The organism is Gemmatimonadaceae bacterium (assembly GCA_016720905.1).
Lineage (GTDB): Bacteria > Gemmatimonadota > Gemmatimonadetes > Gemmatimonadales > Gemmatimonadaceae > Gemmatimonas.
In genome coordinates, this window is record JADKJT010000032.1 from 1 (window position 1) to 20,969 (window position 20,969).

Consider the following 20,969-nt stretch of genomic DNA (forward strand, 5'->3'; position numbering starts at 1 on the left):
CGCAACGGAAAACGTGTGTGCGGTGCGCTGGGCGGCGCCAAGAACCACATGGTGGTGGCGCTGGATGCCGATGTGCAGCTGGTCGGGGATGGCTTTGCCGCGCGCTCTGGCTTGGGATCGGCCGGAGAGCGTTGCATGGCCATTAGCGTGGCGGTGCTGGTTGGGGAGATTGCCGACGTCGTGGTGCCGCAGCTGATTGAGCGTGTACGTGCGCTCCGGATTGGCGACGGTATGGACGCCGGTTCCGAAATGGGTCCAATCGTTCGACGCGGAAGCACTTGAGCGGATTGAGCAGTACGTCGCGCTCGGTGTGGAGGAGGGCGCCACATTGCTGGTGGACGGACGCGGCACAACCGTGTCAGGTCGGCCGGGCGGATTCTTTACCGGCGGCACCTCTTTGACCACGTGACCGCCTCCATGCGCATCTACCGCGAGGAAATCTTCGGACCGGTGCTATGCTGCGTCCGCGCGTGCCTGATGTGGCCTCTCGGCCATCGCACTGGTGAATGCCCATGAGCATGGCAAACGGCGTGCGCCCTGCTATACGCGCGACGGCAATGTCGCGCGTGAGTTCGCCTGCCGGATCGAAGTGGGAATGGTGGGCATCATCAAAATCCCCATTCCTGTGCCAATGGCGTGGCACGGCTTCGGCGGGTGGAAACGCAGTCTGTTTGGCGATATGCATGCCTATGGCGAGGAAGGCGTCCGCTTGTACACCCGACAGAAGTCCATCTTGCGGAAGCGCTGGTCGGGAAGCATCGGTGCTTACGCCGACTTCGTCATGCCCACGGGGCGGTAACGGGCCCGTGATAAGGTTGAAGCGATCCCTCGATGTGCGGACGCGCGGCCGAAACGCACCTCCGTCCAGATAGACCTCTCAGTCTTTCCCTTCGACTCATCACCGTCCGATTGGGATCGTGATGCCCACAACCTCCAGCGCGTCGGTGGGGACGTTGGGATAGGCTTTGCGCAAGTCGGCGGCCAGATCGCGCGTGATCTGCCGCCAGGCGTCCCCGTTTTCTCTGCGCCGATCGCGACCAGCCAGGCTTCGGGGAGCGTCGTCACCACCAGCGAGCGGCGTGACGATACCCCTTCGAGAAACGAGCTGTCTCTGGGGCGCAGACCGTCACGGTCCGCCGCATTCTTGTGTAACCGAAGAGCCGCGTGGCGTTCGGGACGCCAGGCTCTTTCTTGTCCACCACCACGAACCGACAGCTTGAACGTTGCGTCCGTTACGCCACGGCGCCGCACCTCGGATCGACGTGCCGCGCACGTTGACCGGGACGCGCAGGCGCATCGACAGCGACGGATACTCCAATGGCCGGAAATCGCAGACTGACCGTGGTCATCTTTGATTGCACTTTCCGGCGTCGCCAGATGACACGCCCTTCCTGCCTGCTCGCCTTTGTCGGCGACGATCGAAATTCCATTCAGCACGTCGCCCTCGCGACCGCCGTTTCCGGCATCGTAGATGAACTCATACTCGCGTCGAAACTTTCCGAGATCGCGCTTTTGGTCGCAGTGCAAAATGAGCCCATCAGGGTGCGACCTTGGCATCATGGTGCGAATGCCGCGATCCTGCTGACCGCTGGCTTCCAGAAGACGAAATGTTGCCTGTGGAGTCCAGCTCGCCGATCCCTCCGGGAAGTGGAGCGCGGGCGCGAAGTGACGTGGCGAACGGCGGCGCTATGGTGGCGGCGGCGCGTTGGCGACCGGCGGGACGACGCCAGTCGCGCTGCGCCGTAGCCCATGCCAGCATCGCTGGTCGAATCGAGCGCCCCCAATTCGCCCAGTGTGATGACCACCGATTCAAGAAATGCTGGCGGTGGAAATGCGGACGCGGTGATGCCCGCAATGTGATCACCGCGAACGCTCCCGGAGGTCGACCGACGGCACGTCGGCGGGGAATCGCGAAGCGCCCAGTGCCACCACGCCGTCGTTAAGTTCCGTAAACCGCCCCACCTGCTTGGTCAGCGTTTCCATCCACGGATGCGCGTCATGCACGTCACCGGTGAGCGCTAGCGAAAACAAGCGGGTGCGCGTTCACCCACCTGGTCGCCGAATTCACCTCCCAGAAAGCCCGTCGCGTGGCGGGGTAGAGTGATTGTGCAGAACCATCGGTTGCACAGGCGGTGGAATCGTATCGCGTGGACGCCCAGCGCAATTCAATGATGCTTTTAACTCCGCGCGCTCAGCCACCGGCGAACCAAGGTGCGGCGTGGCGATCGTCACCAGTGCGGCCACCTGCTGATGCGCAAATACCGAGTCGGCCAGCAGCGCCTCCGTGGCGTCAACTCCGCCCTTGGAGTGCAACTTTCGATCAGCAAGTACCGAGGACGGGCGTACCCACGCCTCGTCGCTTACGCGTGTCGTCACGCAGCCCGCGCAGCAGCGTGGACGCGTTGATGGTCGAACTGCAGCGTCCATCAACCCGGACGGACATGGTGCGAACGCCGAGTCGCTCACGTACGGCGTGCAATCCGCGTTGCCAGATCTCCCGTCAAAGAGCTCGCCATAAATACCGGGCACCAGGACAACGGTGATGCCGGACAGCTCCGGATCGTACAACAACGGGATCGCTGCTGGCTCCACGCGCTGCCAGAGACTACGCTCAGCGAACACTTGGTTGAATAGGGTCGCGGCAAGGCGGGGAGCGGGCCCATCAGGCGTTCCGGGTCGGCACGCACCTGCGCCGCCTGCGCGCGGCGCCAGTCGCGCGCAAAGGGCTGATCACGGGAATCCAGAACACTGTCGGTTTCGGGAAGTCGAGGGAGGCTTGCAGGAAGAACGGCAGTGTCCACGAGAGCATGGCCGCCGTGCGTATTCCGGCACCTCCACCAGCCTTGAGCGACTGCGTACCGCGCGTCCCCGTCGGCGATCCCAGTCGTCATACAATCTCTGCCAGCGGCATCAATTCAGGAATTCCACGGATCTGATCCATGGCCGTCCGCAGCCGATCATCGAGCTTGGCGGGATCATTTGAATCGGCCAGGGCAAGCAATGTGTCGACGCCGCGCGCGGAGCTCCTGCAGCACGTCCACCTTTGACAGACCCCCCTGCACATCCTTCCAGTCGAAGCCTGCGTTCAATGTGCCAGGCGAGTCGGCCGACGATGGCACCAATCCCCGCAAATCCGCGCAGACGCGTCCAGTCGAAATAGCCGATGGACTGCACGCCGACCGGCCGGGCGCGCTGGAGGAAGCCGGCATCCGCCGAGTGATCGGCATGCCCGGTCGCCACCTGCGGGGACGCCAGTACCTGCGCGCGCACCATGGAGTCCGGATTTTCGAGCGGATGGAGCCAGTCCGCCTGTCGTAACAGTTGGCGTGGGGTCACCCGCATGGCATCAATCACTTCATCGGCGCGGACATCGTGCGGCAACTGCGTTGACGTACTGGCCACGATGCCGAAACGTGGGACGAGCGGACATCGAGCCGTGAGTGCGGACCATACGAACCGTGCGACCAAAGCCACCGTCATGGGCAAATCCATCGGCCAGGTTCACAATCAGGTCCGGCGCATTCTCCACGCGCTTCTCGGCGGTCGCCACCAGGCGATGCAACGCATCAGGCCATCATGGTCCGTCAATCGACGCATGCCGGGCAACGCTGTCCGGCACCCACCGAACGGTTTCGCGCGACGTGATGAGTCCGGTATCGCCAGCGGGTTGCCGGTGCGCGCCCGATAGGTGTATTCCCACGAACGCCCGTCGCCAGCGACGCGCCAACGCACGGCGGCTTACCACCATCGGCCGCACGCACCACGATTGCGCCGCCACCGGCGACGTCCATCCACGACCAGCGTGACGCCGCGCCTCTGCGCAACACTTCGTCGGCAGCGACGCCGCTTCGAGAGATCGGGGAAGTACAGGTTGACCATCGACGCCAACGCAATGGTGACCACCGAGACGTCGTTGGAATCGAGCACGGTGCCGGTATCGCGACGCACCAGGCCTGAGCGCGCCGAATGGCGGGGTTCATCGAGACCGGCAGGCAGAACGACTCGGCCTCTCCCTCGGCGAACGCGCCGACATTGCCGTGGTCGGACACCATCACGTCAACTGAGTCGCCGCGGGCGTCGAGCGTGGTAACCACACGCTCGATCATCGCGTCCAGCTGCCCAGAGAAGCGTGCAGGTCGTCCTTGTGCGTGTGTGCCATCATCGGTGCCACTGATGTACGCGTTGAAGCGCCCACCGGTGAACCCATCGAGTATGCGCGCTCGGTCTCTCCAGCTCGCGGTCGAACAGCCGACGACCGGGGAAATACATCAGCGGTTCGATGAGCGGATCAAAAAGGTGTCGAACGCGCGCATGCAGTTGCACGGGCTTGCCTGGCGGGCGATCACCTGACGCGATCGTCGAACACTGCATGGCATCAAGGTCGAAACCAGCGGCCCACAGTAGGCAGACGCCCGCGCCTCGCCGAAGGCGCCTGCGTGCCGATGATCTCCGTCCACGACGGGTGGCTCATCGTGATACGGCGCAATCATGCGGCTGGCGTGACGAAAACGCCTGAACAGCCCATTCGCTTGTTCGCGCGAGAACGCCTCCCATCCCACCCCGTCGACCGCGAGAAAAAGTTGCCCGACGCCCCGTCGCTTACGTGGCGTGTGCTGGGCTGGCGCGCCGTCAGGCACTACCCAGGAGCAGGGCGATGCCAAGGATCGACACCAGCCACGACCAAAGGGGATCCGTGATCGTGTGTCGCGCGCGGTCAGTCCGGCCATCGGGGGAATAATGCACTGGTCGCCCGCTGACGGCATCGGTCACAGGTGTGACCGATGCGCCTGGTCACGCCGCCGCGTCGTGCGGTTTCACCAATGGGGACGGGCGTCACCATTCAGGCATCGGCAAACACGTGCGTTTCCATGCCCTCCGGGATGCACCACGGCGCCGTAGCGCGCCGAACCCATGGTCTGCGCATAAAGCCAAATCGCGCCCGACTGAAGTCGTGCTGTCGCGGTATACTGTGCGCGTCGTGCGGCCCAGTTCATCGTCCGTCAGCCGCACCGACAGTGGCGGAATCGGCGTCAATGTCGATGAGATCACCGCTCGCGCAGCAACGCGTTGGTTGCACCCACCGACGCTTCGGGGAGACAAATGCCCGATGCAGGCCGCGCGTGGCGCCGGAGAACCGAACATCGGTATGAGTGCCACCCGCTCGCCCATTCCCTGGCCGTAAATGGCGGATGTCGTGGACAGCATCTCCCGCATGCCCGGCCCGCCAGCCGGACCTTCAACGAATCACCAGCACATCGCCAGCCGAGTACGCCCGCTGCATGACAGCGGTGATGCCGCTTCCCTCCGACTCGAACACGCGCGCCGGTCCGCCGAACGTTCCGATGCGCCAGGCCCGCGACCTTCACCACCGCGCCATCAGGCGCAAGGTTGCCACGCAATCCCACCAATCCACCGGTCGACGAAATCGCATTGGAAACCGCGCGCACCACCCTCCTGGCCGCTCGGCATCACCACGTCGGCCAGGTCTTCGGCGATGGTCTTGCCCGTCACGGTGAGGCAATCACCATGCAAGAAATCCGCCGTCCAGCAGCGCCTTGAGAATGATGGACACGCCACCGATGTCATGCACGTCCTTGGCGAGATAGCGGCCGCCGGGCTTGAGATCCGCAATGAGTGGCGTACGCGCAAAGACCTCGGCGACATCAAACAAATCGAACGCAATTCCGATTTCGTTGGCAAGCGCCGGAAGATGCAAATGCGGCGTTGGTGGAACCGCCGGTGGCCGCCACCACTGCGGCCGCATTCTCCAACGCCTGACGCGTCACGTTTGTCGTGGACGCGGCCCATCGCGCAGCCACGCATCACGGCGCGGCCAGCCGCTTCGGCATAGGCGCCGCCGCGATCCTCGTACCGGGGCGGGCGGACTGGCCGAACCCTGCAACGCGAGACCGATGGCTTCCGACACATACGCCATACTGTTGGCGGTATACTGGCCACCACACGAACCGGCACTCGGACACGCCACGCGCTCCAGCGCGGTGAGGTCTCAAGCGGTAACGCCCGCCGCGTACGACCCCACGGCTTCAAACACATCCAGCACCGTCACATCACGACCATGAAATCGACCTGGCAAAATGCTGCCACCGTCCAAGAAACACCGACGGCACATCGAGGCGCAGCATCGCCATCATCATGCCGGGGAGCGACTTGTCGCATCCGGCGAGGCCCACGAGCCCGTCGTAGCAGTGGCCTCGCACCGTCAGTTCGATGGAGTCGGCGATGATCTCGCGACTGACCAACGACGACTTCATGCCCGCATGGCCCCATGGCGATGCCATCGGTCACGGTGATGGTGGTGAACTCGCGCGGAGTGCCACCCGCCGCAATCACGCCGCGCTTGGCCACCTCGGCTTGCTTAGGCGCAGCGGGATGTTGCAGGGCGCCGCTTCGTTCCAACGGACACCACGCCAATCAACGGCTGTTGGATCTCGGCTTCAGTGAGACCAGCATCGCATAGTAGAACGAGCGGTGTGGTGCGCGTTCGGGACCGACGGTGGTGTGGCGACTGGGCAGCGACGACTTATCCACGTGGATCGAGATGGCGGATAGGAACGAGGGGCGGATTCGCGATGAACCCGACCCCACGACGTTACCGCATCACGCTGCCGATCGCGAGGTGGGTGGCTACCGCTTCGCCTTCATGATCACCTTGATAACCCCGTTCTTCGCCCGCGGATCGCCATAGGCCAGTCTCGCTGGTTCACCCTTCACCACTTCGATGGATTCGATCTGCTCAGGCACAAGTCGCTCAAGCTCGGAGGACTCGACAACCTTCCCGTCGATCAGGAGCAGTCGAATTTCCGCTTGGGCGACTGAGCGCCGAGTGCACCGACATTCAAATCCGTCTTGGGCTGGGCGATTCTGACTTCAGAAATCGTGACCGACTGCGATTCCTCCAGCGCGCCTGCGACCTTCATCAAGGCCGGGCGTCCTGGTGAGAATGCGAATCTCACTGATCGAATCCCTTTCTTCGACACCGCGATGGAGGTGATCTTTTCGGCGCTGATCGCTTTCGCCACCGACTCCTCCTCCACGGGAGTCCCGTCCACCACATAGTGCACCGCGCCGCTGCTGGCCATGGCCCGTTGGGCGGTGGTCGCATCCATGCGTTCCACATCCGCCGAGGTGGGCAACTTCGATTCGCAGGCAGTCATGAGCGCGACCGCTGCCAGTAATCCACTGCCAAACCGACGAGCGTGCACAAATCGCGACGGGCGTGACGTCATGGCAACCAATCTCCGTTCGAGGTACGAACCGTTGCGTGAAAATGCCGGCATAGCCGACGGGAGGGCGGGACGAAATGCGGACAGCTCGATCAGCAGCGAACCGTAGAGGCGGCCCGCGGCACACCTCGGCGCAGTACACGTCGATCACAATCCAGTTCAATGGCGAGTCGCAACCGACCCAGGGCAAAACCACAGCGCAGGGTGCCACGGCATACAGGCCACGATCCCGCAGGCCATCACCAGCAACCACGGATCACCGGCGCGCACATGCTCGGATTCGTGGGCGACAACCAGCCGTTGTTCCTCGGGCGGGCAACGCAGCAACCATGCCGGAAGGATGATCTCGGACGGGGCCAGACCCACGACCGCCGGACCCGCCGCCGGCGCGATGCGCGCAGTGACGGTGTCGACCCGTTGCACCGGCCAACGGCGCATGACCCGCCGGATGCGGAGGTAGCTGACAACGAAGACGCTCAGCGTTGCGACACTGGCCAGCAGCCAGATCCGGCCAAACCGCGTTGCGGCGGGGCAGGGACACGAGCCAACGTCGCCTCCACAACCTGCAGCGGCTTCGATCGGAACGATGATGACGTCGCGCGAACGCGCCCACAGCGCCCCGAACGCCGTGCGGCGCATCAACGCGCACCATCGAGGCGTCTACGGACGTCGAGTGTCCGGCATCGTCACCCGCATCGATGAGGACTCTCCGGAAGGGAGCCGCGAAACTCAACGCGACAATGGCGCCCATGGCACCAAACCAGATCCAGCGGACCGCGCGCTGCGCGGCGCCGGTGCTGGCATCGTGTCGCGGCGATCGCCGCCAGCGCCACCAGGCCGCCGATGAGTACAGAAAACAGCATCCAGCTGCTCATGCAGGCGCTCCTCCGCGTCGGCGGCCAGTGAGCCGGCAGCCAGCAGCGTGCGCATGCGTTCCAGCTCTTCCCGCCCCAGGCCTTCGTCATTTACCAACTGGGCGAACAAGCGCTCCGACGAGCCCTGGAAGATCGCGTCGCGGATGCGCAATGAAGCGCTCCCCGTTTAAGCGTGCTCGGCTTCTACCGCCGCGAAGTAGCGATAGGCGCCCTTCAGCCTCGTGGCGGACGTATCCCTTCTCTTCGAGGGTCTGGAGCGCCGAGAGAACCGTGGTGTGAGCCACGGGCTCATCAAGCTCGTCCTTGACCTGGGTGACGGTGGCCGAGCCGAGCTTTCCAGAGGACGCTCATCACGGCGAGTTCGCGGGGGGAAGTGGATTTGGGTCGGCCATGGCGGGTCAAGTACGGAAGTTTCCGTAGAATGACACCATGGCCCCCGCGTGTCAACTGGTTTTCCAGTAGTCGGCCGAATTCCCTACTGCAACTGGATATACAGCGGCACCGGCCACAGTCGCAGAATCGATTCGCGGCTGGTGGATGGGTTGTCGTTGCGCGACTTGGTGAACTGCTTCCAGTAAGCGAACTGCACGGGTTCCTTCTTGATGTGGCTGTAGAATGGATCCCGCTTGAGCCACGGCGCGCCAAAGCCATCCATGTGCATCACGATCTGCACCTTCGCATCGAGCTTGATGTTCGACGCGTTCGTGACGCCCTTACGTGTGAAGCGATGCACCACCAGCACTTTCGGCGGCAGGTTGTACTTGTCGACCAGACCGGCCAGAAACCGCGACGCGTAGTTGATATCCGCGGCATCGTACGTGCCGATCTTCTTTCCCGGACGCGTGGCGTCCTTCATGGAAAATTCCGGATCGATGCCCAGGTGCACCTCCGGTCGCTTCAGGAAGCGCTCCAGCCACGGCAGCTCCTGCTGCAACGTGCTTTGCCCTACTTGCACGTCCACGAACATGATGGCGTTCTTGCGCTTCGCCCAGCCGTACACTTTCTCGATGACGGTGCTGTCCATGCGCAGTCGGTACTTGCCATCGCGACCCGCATCGGCCTGCGCCACGACGGCGATCAGGTGCAGCGCCGGTTGCACAGGATGTGAGGATCGAGGCGGTTCCATTCCGCGACTTCCTGGTCCAATCGACGCAGCATGTCATCGGTCTCGAACTCGCCCAGAATCCCCATGCGCTTCGACAGCGGATTGCCGTAGAAGGCAATGATGCGCTTGGCCGGCAAGATCGAACCTGGAAGCGTGGCGGGCATCTTGGGTGGCCACAGCGAATCGAGGTCGCTGCCGGCGTTCTTGTAGGCAAGATGCTTCTCGCCGGCCACGGGCCAGCGCGCCAGTCGGACGCGCGGACTTCTTGATGGTGTCCGCGCGCTGCGTCTTGTTGGTGGCGCGCTTTTTCGACGCCGCCGTGGTCTTGGCGCGTGTCGACTTCACGGCGGGCGGCTTGGCGCTTTGCACCGCGCGCGCGGACACGGGTACAACTGACGCCGCAAGGAGCAGCGCCGCACCGGCGGCGCCCAAGCGGCGAGTGAAGAAATTCGGATTCAGGGGCATCCTACAAACATCACTTGTTGACGCTCCGTGTTGCAGCGGTGTCCGTTGCCGATTTTCGCCGGTCCCGCTTCACACGGATCTCCCGATCGATGCCCAATCCCAGTTTCCCGATGGCTTCCGCGCGGACCACCAACCACCGCGGCTCGGCGACGACGTCCAGCAACCGACCGGTGGATACGGTACCAGACAACGTGACACCGTCGGCCAAATCACGATTGAGCGCCCGTTCGACGCGCGAGCGGGTTTCCTCCATGAGTGGCTCAATGGGGACGCGGGCTCGAGCGCGCAACTCGGTCACCATATCCCCCTTCTTGAGCCACGCCAGCCCGAGTACCAGGGCGTTGGCCGTGGCCACGTCAAAGTCGAGGTCAGGCACGGTGAGCATGCGGGCCACCGAATCCACTTGTGGCGTTCCCACAAAGTATGCGTCGCCACTGATGGCGCCGTCCATGCCCAGCGCCAGCACGACGCGGCCGTCGCCCAGCGGGTAGAGTCGCGCCTGTTTCACCGCGACTCGGCGTCCGAAGCGGCTGAAGTGTCGCCCGACGAGCTGTTTGGCCAGCAATGTGCTCGCCGCATCGTAGCCAAGCAGACCCTCCAGCAGCAGGTGGGCGCTGTCCAACCACCCGATTGGCCCGGTACCAACGGAGGGAGTGTCGTCGTGATTCTCGCCGGCTGCGGTCCGTACACCAGCAAAGGCCGCGCGAACAGGCGGACATCCGCGATCAGTGCGGTATCCTCAAGCCGCAATCCGCCCAGTCGAACCTGTTCCGGTGCCAGGACCAGCCAGAGACTGTCCTGGATGCGAATGCTCTTGTTGAGGAGATTGTACCAGCGCTCGACGCGCGCTCGCAGATCGAACGCGTGAATCTTGCGATCGACCGCGGGCAGTCGACTCTGCAGTTGCGGCCGAAGCGCGGCCACCACACGATCGGTGACGTCGATGTGGAACATCGTCACCCGACACGCATCGCGATCTGTCTCGGTGACCGGTCGCACGGATCGCACGCGTGATCGGGCGCGGATCTGCCAATCGGCATTCACTTCCAGATCGGTCGTGATGACGACGCGGACCCGCGGCCTGATACTGTCGATCCCACACGAGGCGCTGACCGTGGGCCCGATCATGGGATTGTACCAGCCGCGTCCTTCGTACGAGACGATCGTCGATAGCGTGAGTCGAGTCCCATCGAACGCGACGTCGAATGGGGTGCGCGTGGCGGCGAAGGCGAACGCCTGCCGCTTGTTGGACGGGATCGTGATACGACGGGTCATGTCGCCAAACCGCCGGGGGACCGACTGTTCGAGCGCCGACAGCATCGGCTCCAGCGCATAGCTGATCGGTGCGTCGACGACCGATGGCGAGATGGGAGGAAGGACTTTGCGAGCCACTGGACCCGATCCCGGTGTGGCGGCGGCCGGCGCGGCGGGCGACAAGGCGCTACTCCCGCACGCGCCCAGGAGAATCGATCCGACAAGGCCTCCACCGACCACTGACATTGCACGCATACTCAATAGGTTACCCGATATCGTGCGAACGCACCATCCCTGCGGGCTCCGTCCACCTCAACCATACCACTCCATGCATATCGATCTGGCCTCGCGTATTGCCGTCGTCACGGGCGGTGCGAACGGCATCGGTCTCGCGACGGCTCACCGCCTTGCCGCCAGCGGTGCCCGCGTGGCGATCTGGGATCGCGTGGCGAGTGCCGGGGCAGCAGCGGAGCGCGCGCTCATCACTGCGGGTGCGGATGCGCTCTTTGTGGAGACGGATGTCACCAGTCGTGTCAGCGTCGATCACGCGGTGGCCGCCACGTTGACGCGCTTCGGGGCGATTGACATTCTCATCAACAATGCCGGCATCACGCGCGACGCGCAGCTGGTGAAGGTGAAGGAGGGCACGGTAACCGGCGGCATGAGCGACGCCGAGTTCGACGATGTGGTGGCGGTGAATCTCAAGGGGGTATTCACCTGCACGCAGGCGGTCGTGCCGCACCTGCGCGCGCGGGGCGGACGGATCATCAACGCGTCGTCGGTGGTGGCCTTCAACGGGAACTTCGGGCAATCCAACTATGTCGCGACGAAGGCGAGGAATTGGCCTGACGCAGGTGTGGGCCGCGAGCTCGGTCGACGGAATATCACCGTGAACGCCGTGGCCCCGGATTCATTGCCACGGATATGACCCGAATGCCGCAAGTCGCCTCGACGGCATGATGGCGCCACACCGGTGGGGTCGCCTTGGCACGCCGAGGACGTCGCCAACGCCTACTGTTTCCTTACGTCCCGATTTCGCCGCATTCATCAACGGCGCGGTGCTGCGGGTTGATGGCGGATTGGTCATTGGGACGTGAGGAAGTACCTAGTACTCAGTACCTAGTACTTAGTACCTAGTACTTAGTACCTAGTACTTAGTACCTAGTACTTGGTACTTGGTACTTGGTACTTGTTCACTCAGTCCTTTGGCGCCTCATACTGCATGCGTTCCATGATTGCGGCCGCGCGACGCGTGGCGATGGCTCCTCGAGGAGACCAGCGTTTGGGAGACGGCAGGATGGCGGCAAGCCGCGCGGCCTCGTCTCGTGAGAGTGACGCGGCGCTCTTGCCGAAATGCAGTTTCGCCGCCGCCTCCGCCCCGTACACGCTGGGGCCCCACTCGGCGAGGTTCAGGTACAGATCAAGGATGCGTTCCTTCGAGAGCAGCAATTCCAGCCAGACCGTCAGATAGAGTTCCAGGCCCTTCCTCACGTACGACCGGCCATTCCACAAGAAGAGATTCTTGGCTACTTGCTGAGTCAGCGTGGACGCGCCGCGCAATTTGCCGCCGCGTCTCCGGCGCTCGAGGGCCTTGTCGATCTCCACAAAGTCGATGCCGTGGTGCAGGTAGAAACGGTCATCTTCCGAGGCCAGCACGGCGCGGCGCAAGTTGGGCGAGAGCTTGGCGCGTGACACGGTGGTGTGTTTCGGCCAGATCGGGCGCGCGCCGGTGAACACGCGGGTGACTGTCTGTTGCACCATGACCGAGGTCACCGGCGGCTGAATGACGGCCAGGAGCAGAATCATCGGCACGGGCGCCAGCAACATCAGCATGGTCCCGATGACGACACGCCGTGCGACGCGGCCCCATCGCGACGTCGGGCGTCGTGTCATCGCCGCCCTCAGTCGCTGCGACCACCGCCCCGTGAACGGTTTGAACCGCAGGGCGCTCACGGTTCGCGTAAGTGCGCGGGGGTGTCCGGCGGTTGACGTCGCCAACGACGGTGCTGCCAGAAATACTGCTCGGGGTACCGCCGCACATACCGCTCCAGCATCTCCGTATACGCGAGCACGATCGCGTCGATGTCCGCCTCGCGATCCCGGTGGGCTGCCGGGACGGGATCGATCAGGACCGCATATTTGCCGTTTGCTTCTCGCACGATGGCGACAAACAGCACGGGAACTTCAAAGCGCAGCGCAAAGACGGCGGGTCCACGAGGTGTTTTCGCGGGTCGACCGAAGAACGGGACAAAGGTGCTGGCCAGGCCGAGGGCGTCGTGGTCGCTGACAAACGCCACACAGCGATTATCGCGCAGCGACCGCGGTGTCCGGCGCACGGCATCTTTGTCGTGAATGACTTCCATGCCGATCTTCCGCCGCGTCCGACTGACGTAGGCCTCGAAAATAGGGTTGGCCATTCCGCGCGCGACCACGTCAATCGGGATGCCGCGCGCGGCGAAATAGGCGCCGCCAAACTCCCAGTTGCCGAGGTGGCCGGTAAGCAGGAATCACCCCCGCGGCCGCCGGCAAGACTCTGCTCGACGTACTCCCAGCCTTCTACGCCGCGACGGATGCCGATGGGCTTGTAGACCAGCCGTCCGATACGACCTCCCACCCAGCTGGCGCCCCGCCATCCCAGTAATCGCAGCACGCCTACAACGGCGCGGGTGGCCGCGTATTCCAGTCGGTGCGAAAGGGTCGGAGACTTGGCGTTGCTGGTCATGAACGGCGAAACATAACCAGACGAGCGCCGCACCGATCAGGGGATCGGCGCGGCGCTCGGGTACTCCAAGCCAGCGGCAGCAGGTGCCGCTGGCTTGAATTCACATTCAGTTCGTGAGCATGACCAGCACGCGGCGATTGGTCGCTCGACCGTTATCGGTGGTGTTCGGCGCAATCGGATCGGTCTCGCCGGCCGTGCGGGCATTGATGCGCGAATCGGCGACGCCCTTCGAGACGAGATAGGCCTCTGGCCTGATCCAGGCACGATCCTGCCCAAGCTTCGTTGTATTTCTCGCTGCCAATGGCGTCGGTGTTACCGGTGACGTCGATGGTGCGTGCCGCGTTGGTGGGGGCAATCAGCGACTCAGCGATCTTGTCCAGGATGACCTTGGCTTCGGGCGTGATATCGCTCTTGTTGAATCCGAAGTTGATCGCGCCGATCACGATCGGGCGAGGCGACGGGCCAACGAGACGAACGGTGTCGATTCGCGAGATGAACTGGTGTCTCGCTGAATCCGCGTCACCGTGACGGTATCGTACTGAATACGGGGTTTCGGCGGGTTGGTGAAGAACGACAGGCTGAGGCCAGCCTGGGCGCCCAGATTGAGTCCCGTCGCCCGCGCGACCGGTTTCGCATTGTCGTCGGCCGGCATGATAAAGGTGCCGGTTCCTTCCACGCGCGCCGACAGGCGGTTGTTCAGGATGAAGCGGAGACCAACCAATCCCTGCGGGCCACCACCGCGTGGTGCGACCTGACGTACCCGACCGTAGGAGTGATATCCGTAGCCGGCACCCAACAGCAGTTTTACACGTTCGGCCAGCGGGTGATTGTACGTCATCCGGTACGACCACATGGCATCCGACACCTTGCGCAGCGAATCGCGTCCACTCTCGCCCGTCATCGGCTGATTCACGTCGGCGTCGGCATAGCTCAACTCCAGCTCGGCCAGCCAGTTACGGAACGCGTAGATGCCGACGCGGCCACCAGCGCCCAAGGTCGGATCCAGCTTGAGGGTGTCCATGTACTTGGTGTAGCGACCAAACCCGCCAATTTCTGGCACCCTGTCGTTGAGCGTCAGCAGAGGCGGGAATTGCCAACGCCATCGCCGCAGCGATGACAGCGCCAAGCGTGAGGCTGCGTAGATTGCGCATGTTCGTCTCATTGAATTGGGAATGCTCCCGAACGCACAGGATCGCCAGCCATTTGGCGTGGTGCCCGACAACGTCGAAATTGCATTCGCGTACTAACAAGTTCCTATTTACCAGATCATCTGGTAATAGGAACATACACTACTCCGCTGTCGGGAAGGCCCTTTCGGTGAAATCGTCGCGTCCGCTTCAACGTCTGGCACAGATGGGCTTGATCATCAACGCGCTTCTGGCTGGCGTCAAATTGGCGGCCGGTCTGGTCGGCAATTCCACGCATTGGTCGCTGATGCCATTGAAAGCGCAACGGACTCGATCGGTTCGCTGGTGGTCCTCAGCGGACTCCGGATCGCGAATCGCTCGCCGGATGACCGCTATCCGTTCGGATACGGTCGCGCCGAACCGTTAGCGGCGGCCACGGTGGCGGCACTCATGCTTGGCGCGGCCGCTGGCATTGCCATCGAGGCCATCCGGGAAATCCGGACGCCGCACCACTCGCCCGCCGCGTTCACCCACGTGCTGGCGGCAGTCATTGTGATCAAGGAGGTGCTGGCCAGCCGTGTCCTTCAAGGCTGGCGAGGCCGCCGGCAGGTGTCGTGGTGGAAGCGGACGGCTGGCACCATCGTTCGACGCCATCACCTCCGCAGCCGCGTTTGTGGCATCAGTGTGGCCTTGATTGGGGGCCAGGGGGGAACTGGCCGATGATTGGGCCGTGTTGGTGGTTTACGGTATGATCTTCATCAACGGCACCAGGCTGTTGCGCAAGGCCATTCGCGACCTGATGGATCGGGCGCCTGATGCGCCACTCTTCAATGCGGTAAGCGACGCCGCGCGACAGACGCCTGGAGTTCTCGCCATTGAGAAGCTCAAGATTCGGAAGAGCGGCATGGGCCACTACGTGGACATTCACGTGCAGGCGCACGAGGGCACATGACGCCGCACCGAGGGGCACCAACCATTCACCATCTGGACCGGGCCGACTGCGAAGCGTTGCTGCGTCGACACCATGTCGGACGGTTGGCGTTCACGTTTCACGATCGGGTCGATATCGAACCGATTCACTATGTGTTCGAGGACGGCCATATCTTTGGCCGCACGAAATTCGGCACTAAGGTCAGCGTGCTGGCGCATCATCCGTGGGTGGCGTTCGAGGTGGATGAGGTGGATGGCCTGCACGCATGGCAGAGCGTCGTGGTGCATGGTCAGATCGTCTTTCCGGACCCCGAGGGCGCGCCGGTGGAGCATCGGCAGTATGCGCGTGGCGTTGCCACCTTGCGTCATCTGGTCCCGAGCGCGTTCACGTCCCACGATCCGACACCCGATCGGGATCTGGTTTTCGCCTTTTGTGCATGACCTCCCGGGTCGCGCCGCGATGTCGGGGGATACGGCGCATGAGTAACGGCAACGGCAACGGCAGGAAGTGGGTGGTGCCTGACGCGCTCAAGTCGCTGCGTCTGGCGCCGGTCGATCGGGATGACCGCGTCAAGTTGGGCAGCAAGGCCGCGCTCGTTGATGACGCACCACCGCAGAAACTGATCGAGGACGCCACCCGCGCGCTGCTGGATCGACTGACCGCGCTGCAGGACGCGTTTCACGCCGATCGCCGGCATGCGCTGCTGCTGGTGCTGCAAGGACGTGACGCCTCGGGCAAGGACGGGGTGATCAGGACAGTCTATGGCGCCTTCAATCCCACGGGAGTGACGGTGGCGCCGTTCGACCCGACCACCCTCTGGAGTTGCGTCACGACTTTCTGGCGTGTGCATCAGGTCGTGCCGCCGCTGGGCACGGTCGGGGTGTTCAATCGCTCGCACTGAAGACGTGCTGCGGCGTCCGCGTGCGCAAGCCGGCGCGGAGTCGGTGGTGGCGGCCGCGGTACGCGCAGATTGTCGCCTTCGAGCGACCCTGGCCGACAACGGCGTGATTGTCCGCAGCATGCTGCACGTTTCGCGTGAAGAACAGGCCGGCGGGTTTCGCGAGCGGCTGGACGATCCGCGCAAGAACTGGAAGTTTCGCGTCGACGACCTGAAAGACCGGGGCTGTGGGACGACTACACGGAGGCCTACCGCGAGGCGCTGACCCGAGTGCAGTACGCGAAAGGCCCCGTGGTTCGTGGTGCCCTCGGATGACAAGACGGTTCGCAACTTCCCGATTGCCCGCATGCTGCGGAAACGCTGGAGCAGCTGGATCCGCGATACCCGGAGATGGACCCGGCAGTGCGCGCGGCCGCACGGGTCTTCGGTAGACCTCGACACGGGTGGCAGTTCGCTTCGACCCGGGTGGTCGGTGGCTCAGGGGTGAGTAAGTTCTCGTTCCGTCCGCTTACTTGAGGTTGGTCGGCTGCGACGGGACGTGGCGCAGCCCGGTAGCGCACTTCCTTGGGGTGGAAGGGGTCGCAGGTTCAAATCCTGTCGTCCCGATGGTGATAAGGCGAAACCTCGACCGCATTTCGGTCGAGGTTTTGTCATTTCGCGCCATCTTCGGCAGATGCACTGCGGCTATTCCATTCAGTGACATCTCTCGCCGTCGGAGAAGTACGGGGCTGGCGTTCCACCGGGTTACCGGCTCCGGTTCGGCCTCTCCCGTTCCTGTACGAAAGCACCGGAGTGGAGACCCGATCTACCAATCGGCTTGACGCGGTTCCCAGGAGCCGCGAACTCTTCGCGTTCCACCGGCCGAGTCGCGCTGGCCAAGTGACCGAGGCGGAACCGCTGTGGATGCCGCTGATTGACGGAAAGCCACATCCGTTTTCGTCCTGCGTCCTTCGACCCTGCGCACGCGGCTGACCGCAATGCCTGCCGTCGACGGAACGATGGTTGTGGCCGGCTCAGGTAGGGCTTCGCTCGACGTGTTCTGGCGCAAGGACGACGGGCCGGTCTGGTCGCTTCTGGCGTGAAATGACCATCCAATCGGACTGGTGAAGCCAGGAAGCAGGCGTTACCGTAGCCCAATCGCAGCATCTTTGGGATCCTTTGCTCCCCTGGCGTGGGCGTAGGGACAAAATCCATTGTAGTGCGTATCGATCGATGCGCCGCGAGACCCATGCGACCAATTCTACTAACACTGGCAGTCGTTGCTGCGTTGGGTAATGCGCAGGCGCAAACCGGAACTGTTCGCGGCAAACGCGAAGATGCTCGAGCCGCTTCAACGAGCGGCAAGTGTCGGTTCTTGCGTGAATCCCGCCGCCTGCTTCGATCGCTTCGCGACTCAACTCAGGGCGAGTTCGATCGCCTCACGACCATGGGAAACGCTGCGGTGGCAGCTGGAGCAGCCGCGGACACAACCTTGGCGCCAGACTCGATGTCGTCGCTTACCGCTCCGGCGCTGAACGGCGACAACGTGCTGGTGGCCACGCTGACTGCCCGCGAGATGCTGCGGGCCCGCGAAGAGATGGCGATGCTGGCGGTTTCGCTTGTGACCGCGGCCAGCCGTTGCTGGATGAGAGCTCGTCTCAACGACATCGAGCAGTTGCGCACGAAGCATCTGGCGAGACTGCCGAATGTCATGGTGCGCGACATGCGGGCGGCAGGCAGTGATTCTCTTGTATCCGCCCTGAAGGATTCCGTCCAACAGATCTACGACGGTGAACTCAAGACCTTCTTCGCGGCCCGTGCGGATTCCACAAGTGATCCGGACGTCACAAAGGATTTTGCCATTCTTTGCGTCGCGGATCGCCTCATCAGAAATCGATGTCGAAACGAGAAACGTACTTGCCGGGAATATCGGGTTACTCCGATATGAGGAGGCGGGATACCTCTCGTGGTTTCTCGATGGGCGATTGCGAGATGGTCAGACGGGCTACCCGTTCCTTTTGCGCCGCTCTCTTGAAGGCCGGATGGCCGCCGCCCAGAATGCCATTGACGCCGCCCGCGTCGCGAACGAACAGAAGATACGGAGGTGGGTCATGAAGGGCGCGCTCGTTGCCGGGTTTGCTCTCTGTTGAACTGATGCTGGGGTGGCCTTTATCGCCCTTCGGCTTGCACGAGTACGGGCGTTCCGCACCGGCAAGAAGCGCGTTCCGGTGCTTGGCGGAATGGCAGAACTCATACTGTGGGATCCAGGGGAAACCGTGGTGCTCCTGAAGAACAAGCGGCTGATTCCCATGGACGACCCATTCGGCGGGTACAAGTATATTTCTCCGTGGCGCGGTGAAGAATTCAAGGGACGCCTGTCTCACAAGCTGCAGATGTCGAAGTGGACGAGTGATTCGATCTTTACGAGCGATGGGCTGTCGGTGAATCTTGTTGTTGGCATTTGGTGGCGCATTGCCGATGCCAATCGGTACGTCGCGGCAATCGCCACGAGCCCCACGCCGGAATCACGAACGGATGCCGACGCGCTCGATGACAACGCGAAGCAGTGGATTGAGATGCTTGCCGGATCAACGCTTCGCGAGCAGGTCAACAAGCTGCCGACTGACAAGCTGATCTCTCCCTACGTCCGGGCGTACATTCAGGTGAAGGACGGCATGCAGACAGAAGCCGTGCCGCAATTTTCCGAGCTGCTGAATTTCGCGCGTGACCAACTCGACGCTAAGACGCAGAAGTATGGCATTGAGACTGATCGGCTTGAGGTGCAGGAGTTGGTTCTGACCAAGGAGTACAAGCAAAAACTCGAGAATGTCAGGGCTGCCTTCCTGGCACCCGACGAAAGCCGAGCCCTCACGGAAGCTCGTATGATTGCACTTCGTGAACTCTCAAGCGTAATCGGCAGCGATCGCGTCGGACTCATTGAGATTCTCAAGGTGATGAAGGTGCCGGACGTGATGCTCTCCTCGGTGGCCGGCGGATTGGGCGCCTTGAACACGCAGGGGGCAGTGGACGCGGAGGTCGCCAAAATGCTTTCGGCTTCGCACAATAGTGTTCCCGCGGCACCGGGACCTCCGAAGGCGCTGGGGTCGCAGTAAGGTCACGTGTTGCTGCGCGCTCCGGATGCCGCCTGCGGTGAAAGCGCCGCTGGCGCGGATGCACAGGTAATGGCATCCGCGCCAGAGGACAACACGCGTCTACGGGGCTCAGCGGCGCTGACGGCGGCGCCCAACGACGCCGAGCGTTCCAAGTCCAAATGCCATCAAGGCCCAGGTGGATGGCTCGGGCACGGTCTGAATCTGGAGCACGATGTCGTTGTAGTCCTGATCGCCCGTCGGGATGTCGCCAAAGGCGGCCCAGAAGCGGCCGTGTCCTTGTCGGCACCAGCCGCCCGCTCACTGAACAGGGCGTAGGGGGAACCGTGACGGAACTGCTGGCAGCTCCACGGGTTGCCGCTCGCCGACCGCGCGCCCAGGTACCAATCGGTATTGAAGGTCACGTTGAACACGGTGGTGAGGGCATTCGGGTACGTCCCGACAGCGTAGAGTTTCTGCACCTGCAGTGGACCGCTGAGCGGACCGGAATACGCCCTACCCCGGTGGCCACTCCCAAATTCCCCCAGTTGTGTCAACAAACTCCTCCACCTGACGTGCGCGGGACATGGTGAGGTTACGGTCCCTCTGTCTGCTTCGCAAGACGCGCGGCGGCTTTCGACGCCAGCTCTTGCCCCTCGAATTTGAGCAGATGGCCGTGATGCAGCAGGCAGGTCGAGGAGCGGCGTCACGACGACCGTATCGCCGAGTAAGCGCGCCCAGTCTTCAAACGGGCGTTTCTGAGGTGACCAGCGTCGACGCCTCTTTCGTAACGGCTCATCAGCACGTCGGTGAGTTCGTCACCGGCGTGCGCGGGGAGTTTGCGCAGAAGAGATCATCGTGGATCAGCAAGAGGTCACGACTTTGCTTCCCAGTTGCTGGCGATACGCGCGGAGTTTCCCAGCCTTGCGCTTTCACTAGATCTTTCGATGAGCTGACAGCTTCTTCGCGATACAGCACTTTGTAGCCCCGTTAACGGCGAGTAACGCGAGCGCTTTGGCGCAGTGACTCTTGCCGGTACCGGGTGGACCAATCAGGAGCAAATCCTTTTTCGCATCGAGAAATTGCATGCGGGCCGAGGGCGAGCACATCGCGTTTCGGCAGCCGCGTGTTGTACGTCCAGTCAAAGTCCTTCAAGTCTTTGCGCTCGTGCAGCCTGAGAGCGTGAAGCGCCGTTCGAGCAGCCGCGAGCGTCGCCGATCGAGCTCGTCTTGCACGAGCTACGAAAACGCTTCGAGAAAACCGATCTCGTGCGCCGCGAC

At 63.1% G+C, this 20,969-nt stretch carries 24 protein-coding genes, 1 tRNA gene and 4 pseudogenes; 11 read left to right on the plus strand and 18 right to left on the minus strand.

The window, feature by feature from the left end; all coding sequences use genetic code 11:
- Positions 1–799: pseudogene (locus IPP90_21000) on the plus strand (aldehyde dehydrogenase family protein).
- Positions 800–1,317: 518 nt separating this feature from the next.
- The gene (locus IPP90_21005) at positions 1,318–1,746 is read left to right on the plus strand and encodes a hypothetical protein (GenBank protein ID MBL0173118.1); all 429 of its coding nucleotides are present in this window, start codon (positions 1,318–1,320) and stop codon (positions 1,744–1,746) included.
- A 114-nt stretch (positions 1,747–1,860) separates the two neighbouring features.
- Here IPP90_21005 and IPP90_21010 read toward each other — a convergent pair whose 3' ends face one another.
- The 12 genes and pseudogenes from IPP90_21010 to IPP90_21065 form a co-directional block, all read right to left on the minus strand.
- A complete protein-coding gene (locus IPP90_21010) occupies positions 1,861–2,031 on the minus strand; it encodes a hypothetical protein (GenBank protein ID MBL0173119.1) in 171 nt (56 codons plus the stop codon).
- A gap of 879 nt (positions 2,032–2,910) precedes the next feature.
- Entirely contained in the window at positions 2,911–3,402 is a 492-nt protein-coding gene (locus IPP90_21015; GenBank protein ID MBL0173120.1) for a hypothetical protein, read from the minus strand.
- A 336-nt stretch (positions 3,403–3,738) separates the two neighbouring features.
- Complete coding sequence (locus tag IPP90_21020) at positions 3,739–3,948, minus strand: hypothetical protein (protein ID MBL0173121.1); 210 nt, start codon at positions 3,946–3,948, stop codon at positions 3,739–3,741.
- Between the two features lie 866 nt (positions 3,949–4,814).
- Positions 4,815–6,471: pseudogene (locus tag IPP90_21025) on the minus strand (dihydroxy-acid dehydratase).
- Positions 6,472–6,803: 332 nt separating this feature from the next.
- Entirely contained in the window at positions 6,804–7,247 is a 444-nt protein-coding gene (locus IPP90_21030; GenBank protein ID MBL0173122.1) for a hypothetical protein, read from the minus strand.
- Between the two features lie 156 nt (positions 7,248–7,403).
- Positions 7,404–7,883 carry a hypothetical protein gene (locus IPP90_21035; GenBank protein MBL0173123.1) on the minus strand — a complete coding sequence of 160 codons (480 nt, stop codon included), beginning with the start codon at positions 7,881–7,883 and terminating at the stop codon, positions 7,404–7,406.
- A gap of 90 nt (positions 7,884–7,973) precedes the next feature.
- A complete protein-coding gene (locus IPP90_21040) occupies positions 7,974–8,270 on the minus strand; it encodes a hypothetical protein (protein MBL0173124.1) in 297 nt (98 codons plus the stop codon).
- A pseudogene (locus IPP90_21045) lies at positions 8,206–8,451 on the minus strand (BlaI/MecI/CopY family transcriptional regulator). The gene IPP90_21040 and the pseudogene IPP90_21045 overlap by 65 nt, the downstream one beginning before the upstream one ends.
- A gap of 143 nt (positions 8,452–8,594) precedes the next feature.
- Positions 8,595–9,218 carry a hypothetical protein gene (locus IPP90_21050; GenBank protein MBL0173125.1) on the minus strand — a complete coding sequence of 208 codons (624 nt, stop codon included), beginning with the start codon at positions 9,216–9,218 and terminating at the stop codon, positions 8,595–8,597.
- A complete protein-coding gene (locus IPP90_21055; GenBank protein MBL0173126.1) occupies positions 9,197–9,457 on the minus strand; it encodes a hypothetical protein in 261 nt (86 codons plus the stop codon). The genes IPP90_21050 and IPP90_21055 overlap by 22 nt, the downstream gene beginning before the upstream one ends.
- A 242-nt stretch (positions 9,458–9,699) precedes the next feature.
- Positions 9,700–10,311, minus strand: coding sequence for a DUF4403 family protein (locus IPP90_21060; protein ID MBL0173127.1), 612 nt, complete (start codon positions 10,309–10,311; stop codon positions 9,700–9,702).
- Positions 10,194–11,198 (minus strand): DUF4403 family protein, encoded by a 1,005-nt coding sequence (locus IPP90_21065; GenBank protein MBL0173128.1) that lies wholly within the window; start codon positions 11,196–11,198, stop codon positions 10,194–10,196. The genes IPP90_21060 and IPP90_21065 overlap by 118 nt, the downstream gene beginning before the upstream one ends.
- A 73-nt stretch (positions 11,199–11,271) precedes the next feature.
- Here IPP90_21065 and IPP90_21070 point away from each other — a divergent pair.
- Positions 11,272–12,040: pseudogene (locus IPP90_21070) on the plus strand (SDR family oxidoreductase).
- Positions 12,041–12,140: 100 nt separating this feature from the next.
- On the opposite strand, the gene mtgA reads toward IPP90_21070, so the two are convergent.
- The 4 genes from mtgA to IPP90_21090 form a co-directional block, all read right to left on the minus strand.
- Positions 12,141–12,836, minus strand: coding sequence for a monofunctional biosynthetic peptidoglycan transglycosylase (gene mtgA / locus IPP90_21075; protein MBL0173129.1), 696 nt, complete (start codon positions 12,834–12,836; stop codon positions 12,141–12,143).
- Positions 12,837–12,892: 56 nt separating this feature from the next.
- Positions 12,893–13,447: a lysophospholipid acyltransferase family protein gene (locus IPP90_21080; protein ID MBL0173130.1), complete on the minus strand. Its 555-nt coding sequence runs from the start codon at positions 13,445–13,447 to the stop codon at positions 12,893–12,895.
- Positions 13,448–13,817: 370 nt separating this feature from the next.
- Positions 13,818–14,108, minus strand: a complete 291-nt coding sequence (locus IPP90_21085; protein ID MBL0173131.1) for an OmpA family protein — start codon at positions 14,106–14,108, stop codon at positions 13,818–13,820.
- Positions 14,105–14,725 carry a hypothetical protein gene (locus IPP90_21090; GenBank protein ID MBL0173132.1) on the minus strand — a complete coding sequence of 207 codons (621 nt, stop codon included), beginning with the start codon at positions 14,723–14,725 and terminating at the stop codon, positions 14,105–14,107. The genes IPP90_21085 and IPP90_21090 overlap by 4 nt, the downstream gene beginning before the upstream one ends.
- Positions 14,726–15,089: 364 nt before the next feature.
- Here IPP90_21090 and IPP90_21095 point away from each other — a divergent pair, with 364 nt between their 5' ends.
- The 8 genes from IPP90_21095 (at position 15,090) to IPP90_21130 (ending at position 19,713) form a co-directional block, all read left to right on the plus strand.
- Complete coding sequence (locus IPP90_21095) at positions 15,090–15,515, plus strand: cation transporter (protein MBL0173133.1); 426 nt, start codon at positions 15,090–15,092, stop codon at positions 15,513–15,515.
- 25 nt (positions 15,516–15,540) lie between these two features.
- The gene (locus IPP90_21100) at positions 15,541–15,744 is read left to right on the plus strand and encodes a hypothetical protein (protein MBL0173134.1); all 204 of its coding nucleotides are present in this window, start codon (positions 15,541–15,543) and stop codon (positions 15,742–15,744) included.
- Positions 15,741–16,163, plus strand: a complete 423-nt coding sequence (locus IPP90_21105; protein MBL0173135.1) for a pyridoxamine 5'-phosphate oxidase family protein — start codon at positions 15,741–15,743, stop codon at positions 16,161–16,163. The genes IPP90_21100 and IPP90_21105 overlap by 4 nt, the downstream gene beginning before the upstream one ends.
- A 38-nt stretch (positions 16,164–16,201) precedes the next feature.
- Positions 16,202–16,624: a hypothetical protein gene (locus IPP90_21110; GenBank protein MBL0173136.1), complete on the plus strand. Its 423-nt coding sequence runs from the start codon at positions 16,202–16,204 to the stop codon at positions 16,622–16,624.
- Positions 16,625–16,628: 4 nt separating this feature from the next.
- Positions 16,629–16,886, plus strand: coding sequence for a hypothetical protein (locus IPP90_21115; GenBank protein MBL0173137.1), 258 nt, complete (start codon positions 16,629–16,631; stop codon positions 16,884–16,886).
- A 267-nt stretch (positions 16,887–17,153) separates the two neighbouring features.
- A tRNA-Pro gene (locus tag IPP90_21120) sits at positions 17,154–17,227 on the plus strand.
- A gap of 880 nt (positions 17,228–18,107) precedes the next feature.
- Positions 18,108–18,548, plus strand: coding sequence for a hypothetical protein (locus IPP90_21125; GenBank protein MBL0173138.1), 441 nt, complete (start codon positions 18,108–18,110; stop codon positions 18,546–18,548).
- A gap of 292 nt (positions 18,549–18,840) precedes the next feature.
- Positions 18,841–19,713, plus strand: a complete 873-nt coding sequence (locus tag IPP90_21130; GenBank protein ID MBL0173139.1) for an SPFH domain-containing protein — start codon at positions 18,841–18,843, stop codon at positions 19,711–19,713.
- A 108-nt stretch (positions 19,714–19,821) separates the two neighbouring features.
- Here the strand turns inward: IPP90_21130 and IPP90_21135 are convergent, their stop codons facing one another.
- Both IPP90_21135 and IPP90_21140 read right to left on the minus strand, forming a co-directional pair.
- The gene (locus IPP90_21135) at positions 19,822–19,923 is read right to left on the minus strand and encodes a PEPxxWA-CTERM sorting domain-containing protein (protein MBL0173140.1); all 102 of its coding nucleotides are present in this window, start codon (positions 19,921–19,923) and stop codon (positions 19,822–19,824) included.
- 701 nt (positions 19,924–20,624) lie between these two features.
- Positions 20,625–20,777 (minus strand): ATP-binding protein, encoded by a 153-nt coding sequence (locus IPP90_21140; GenBank protein ID MBL0173141.1) that lies wholly within the window; start codon positions 20,775–20,777, stop codon positions 20,625–20,627.
- Positions 20,778–20,969 lie beyond the last annotated feature (192 nt).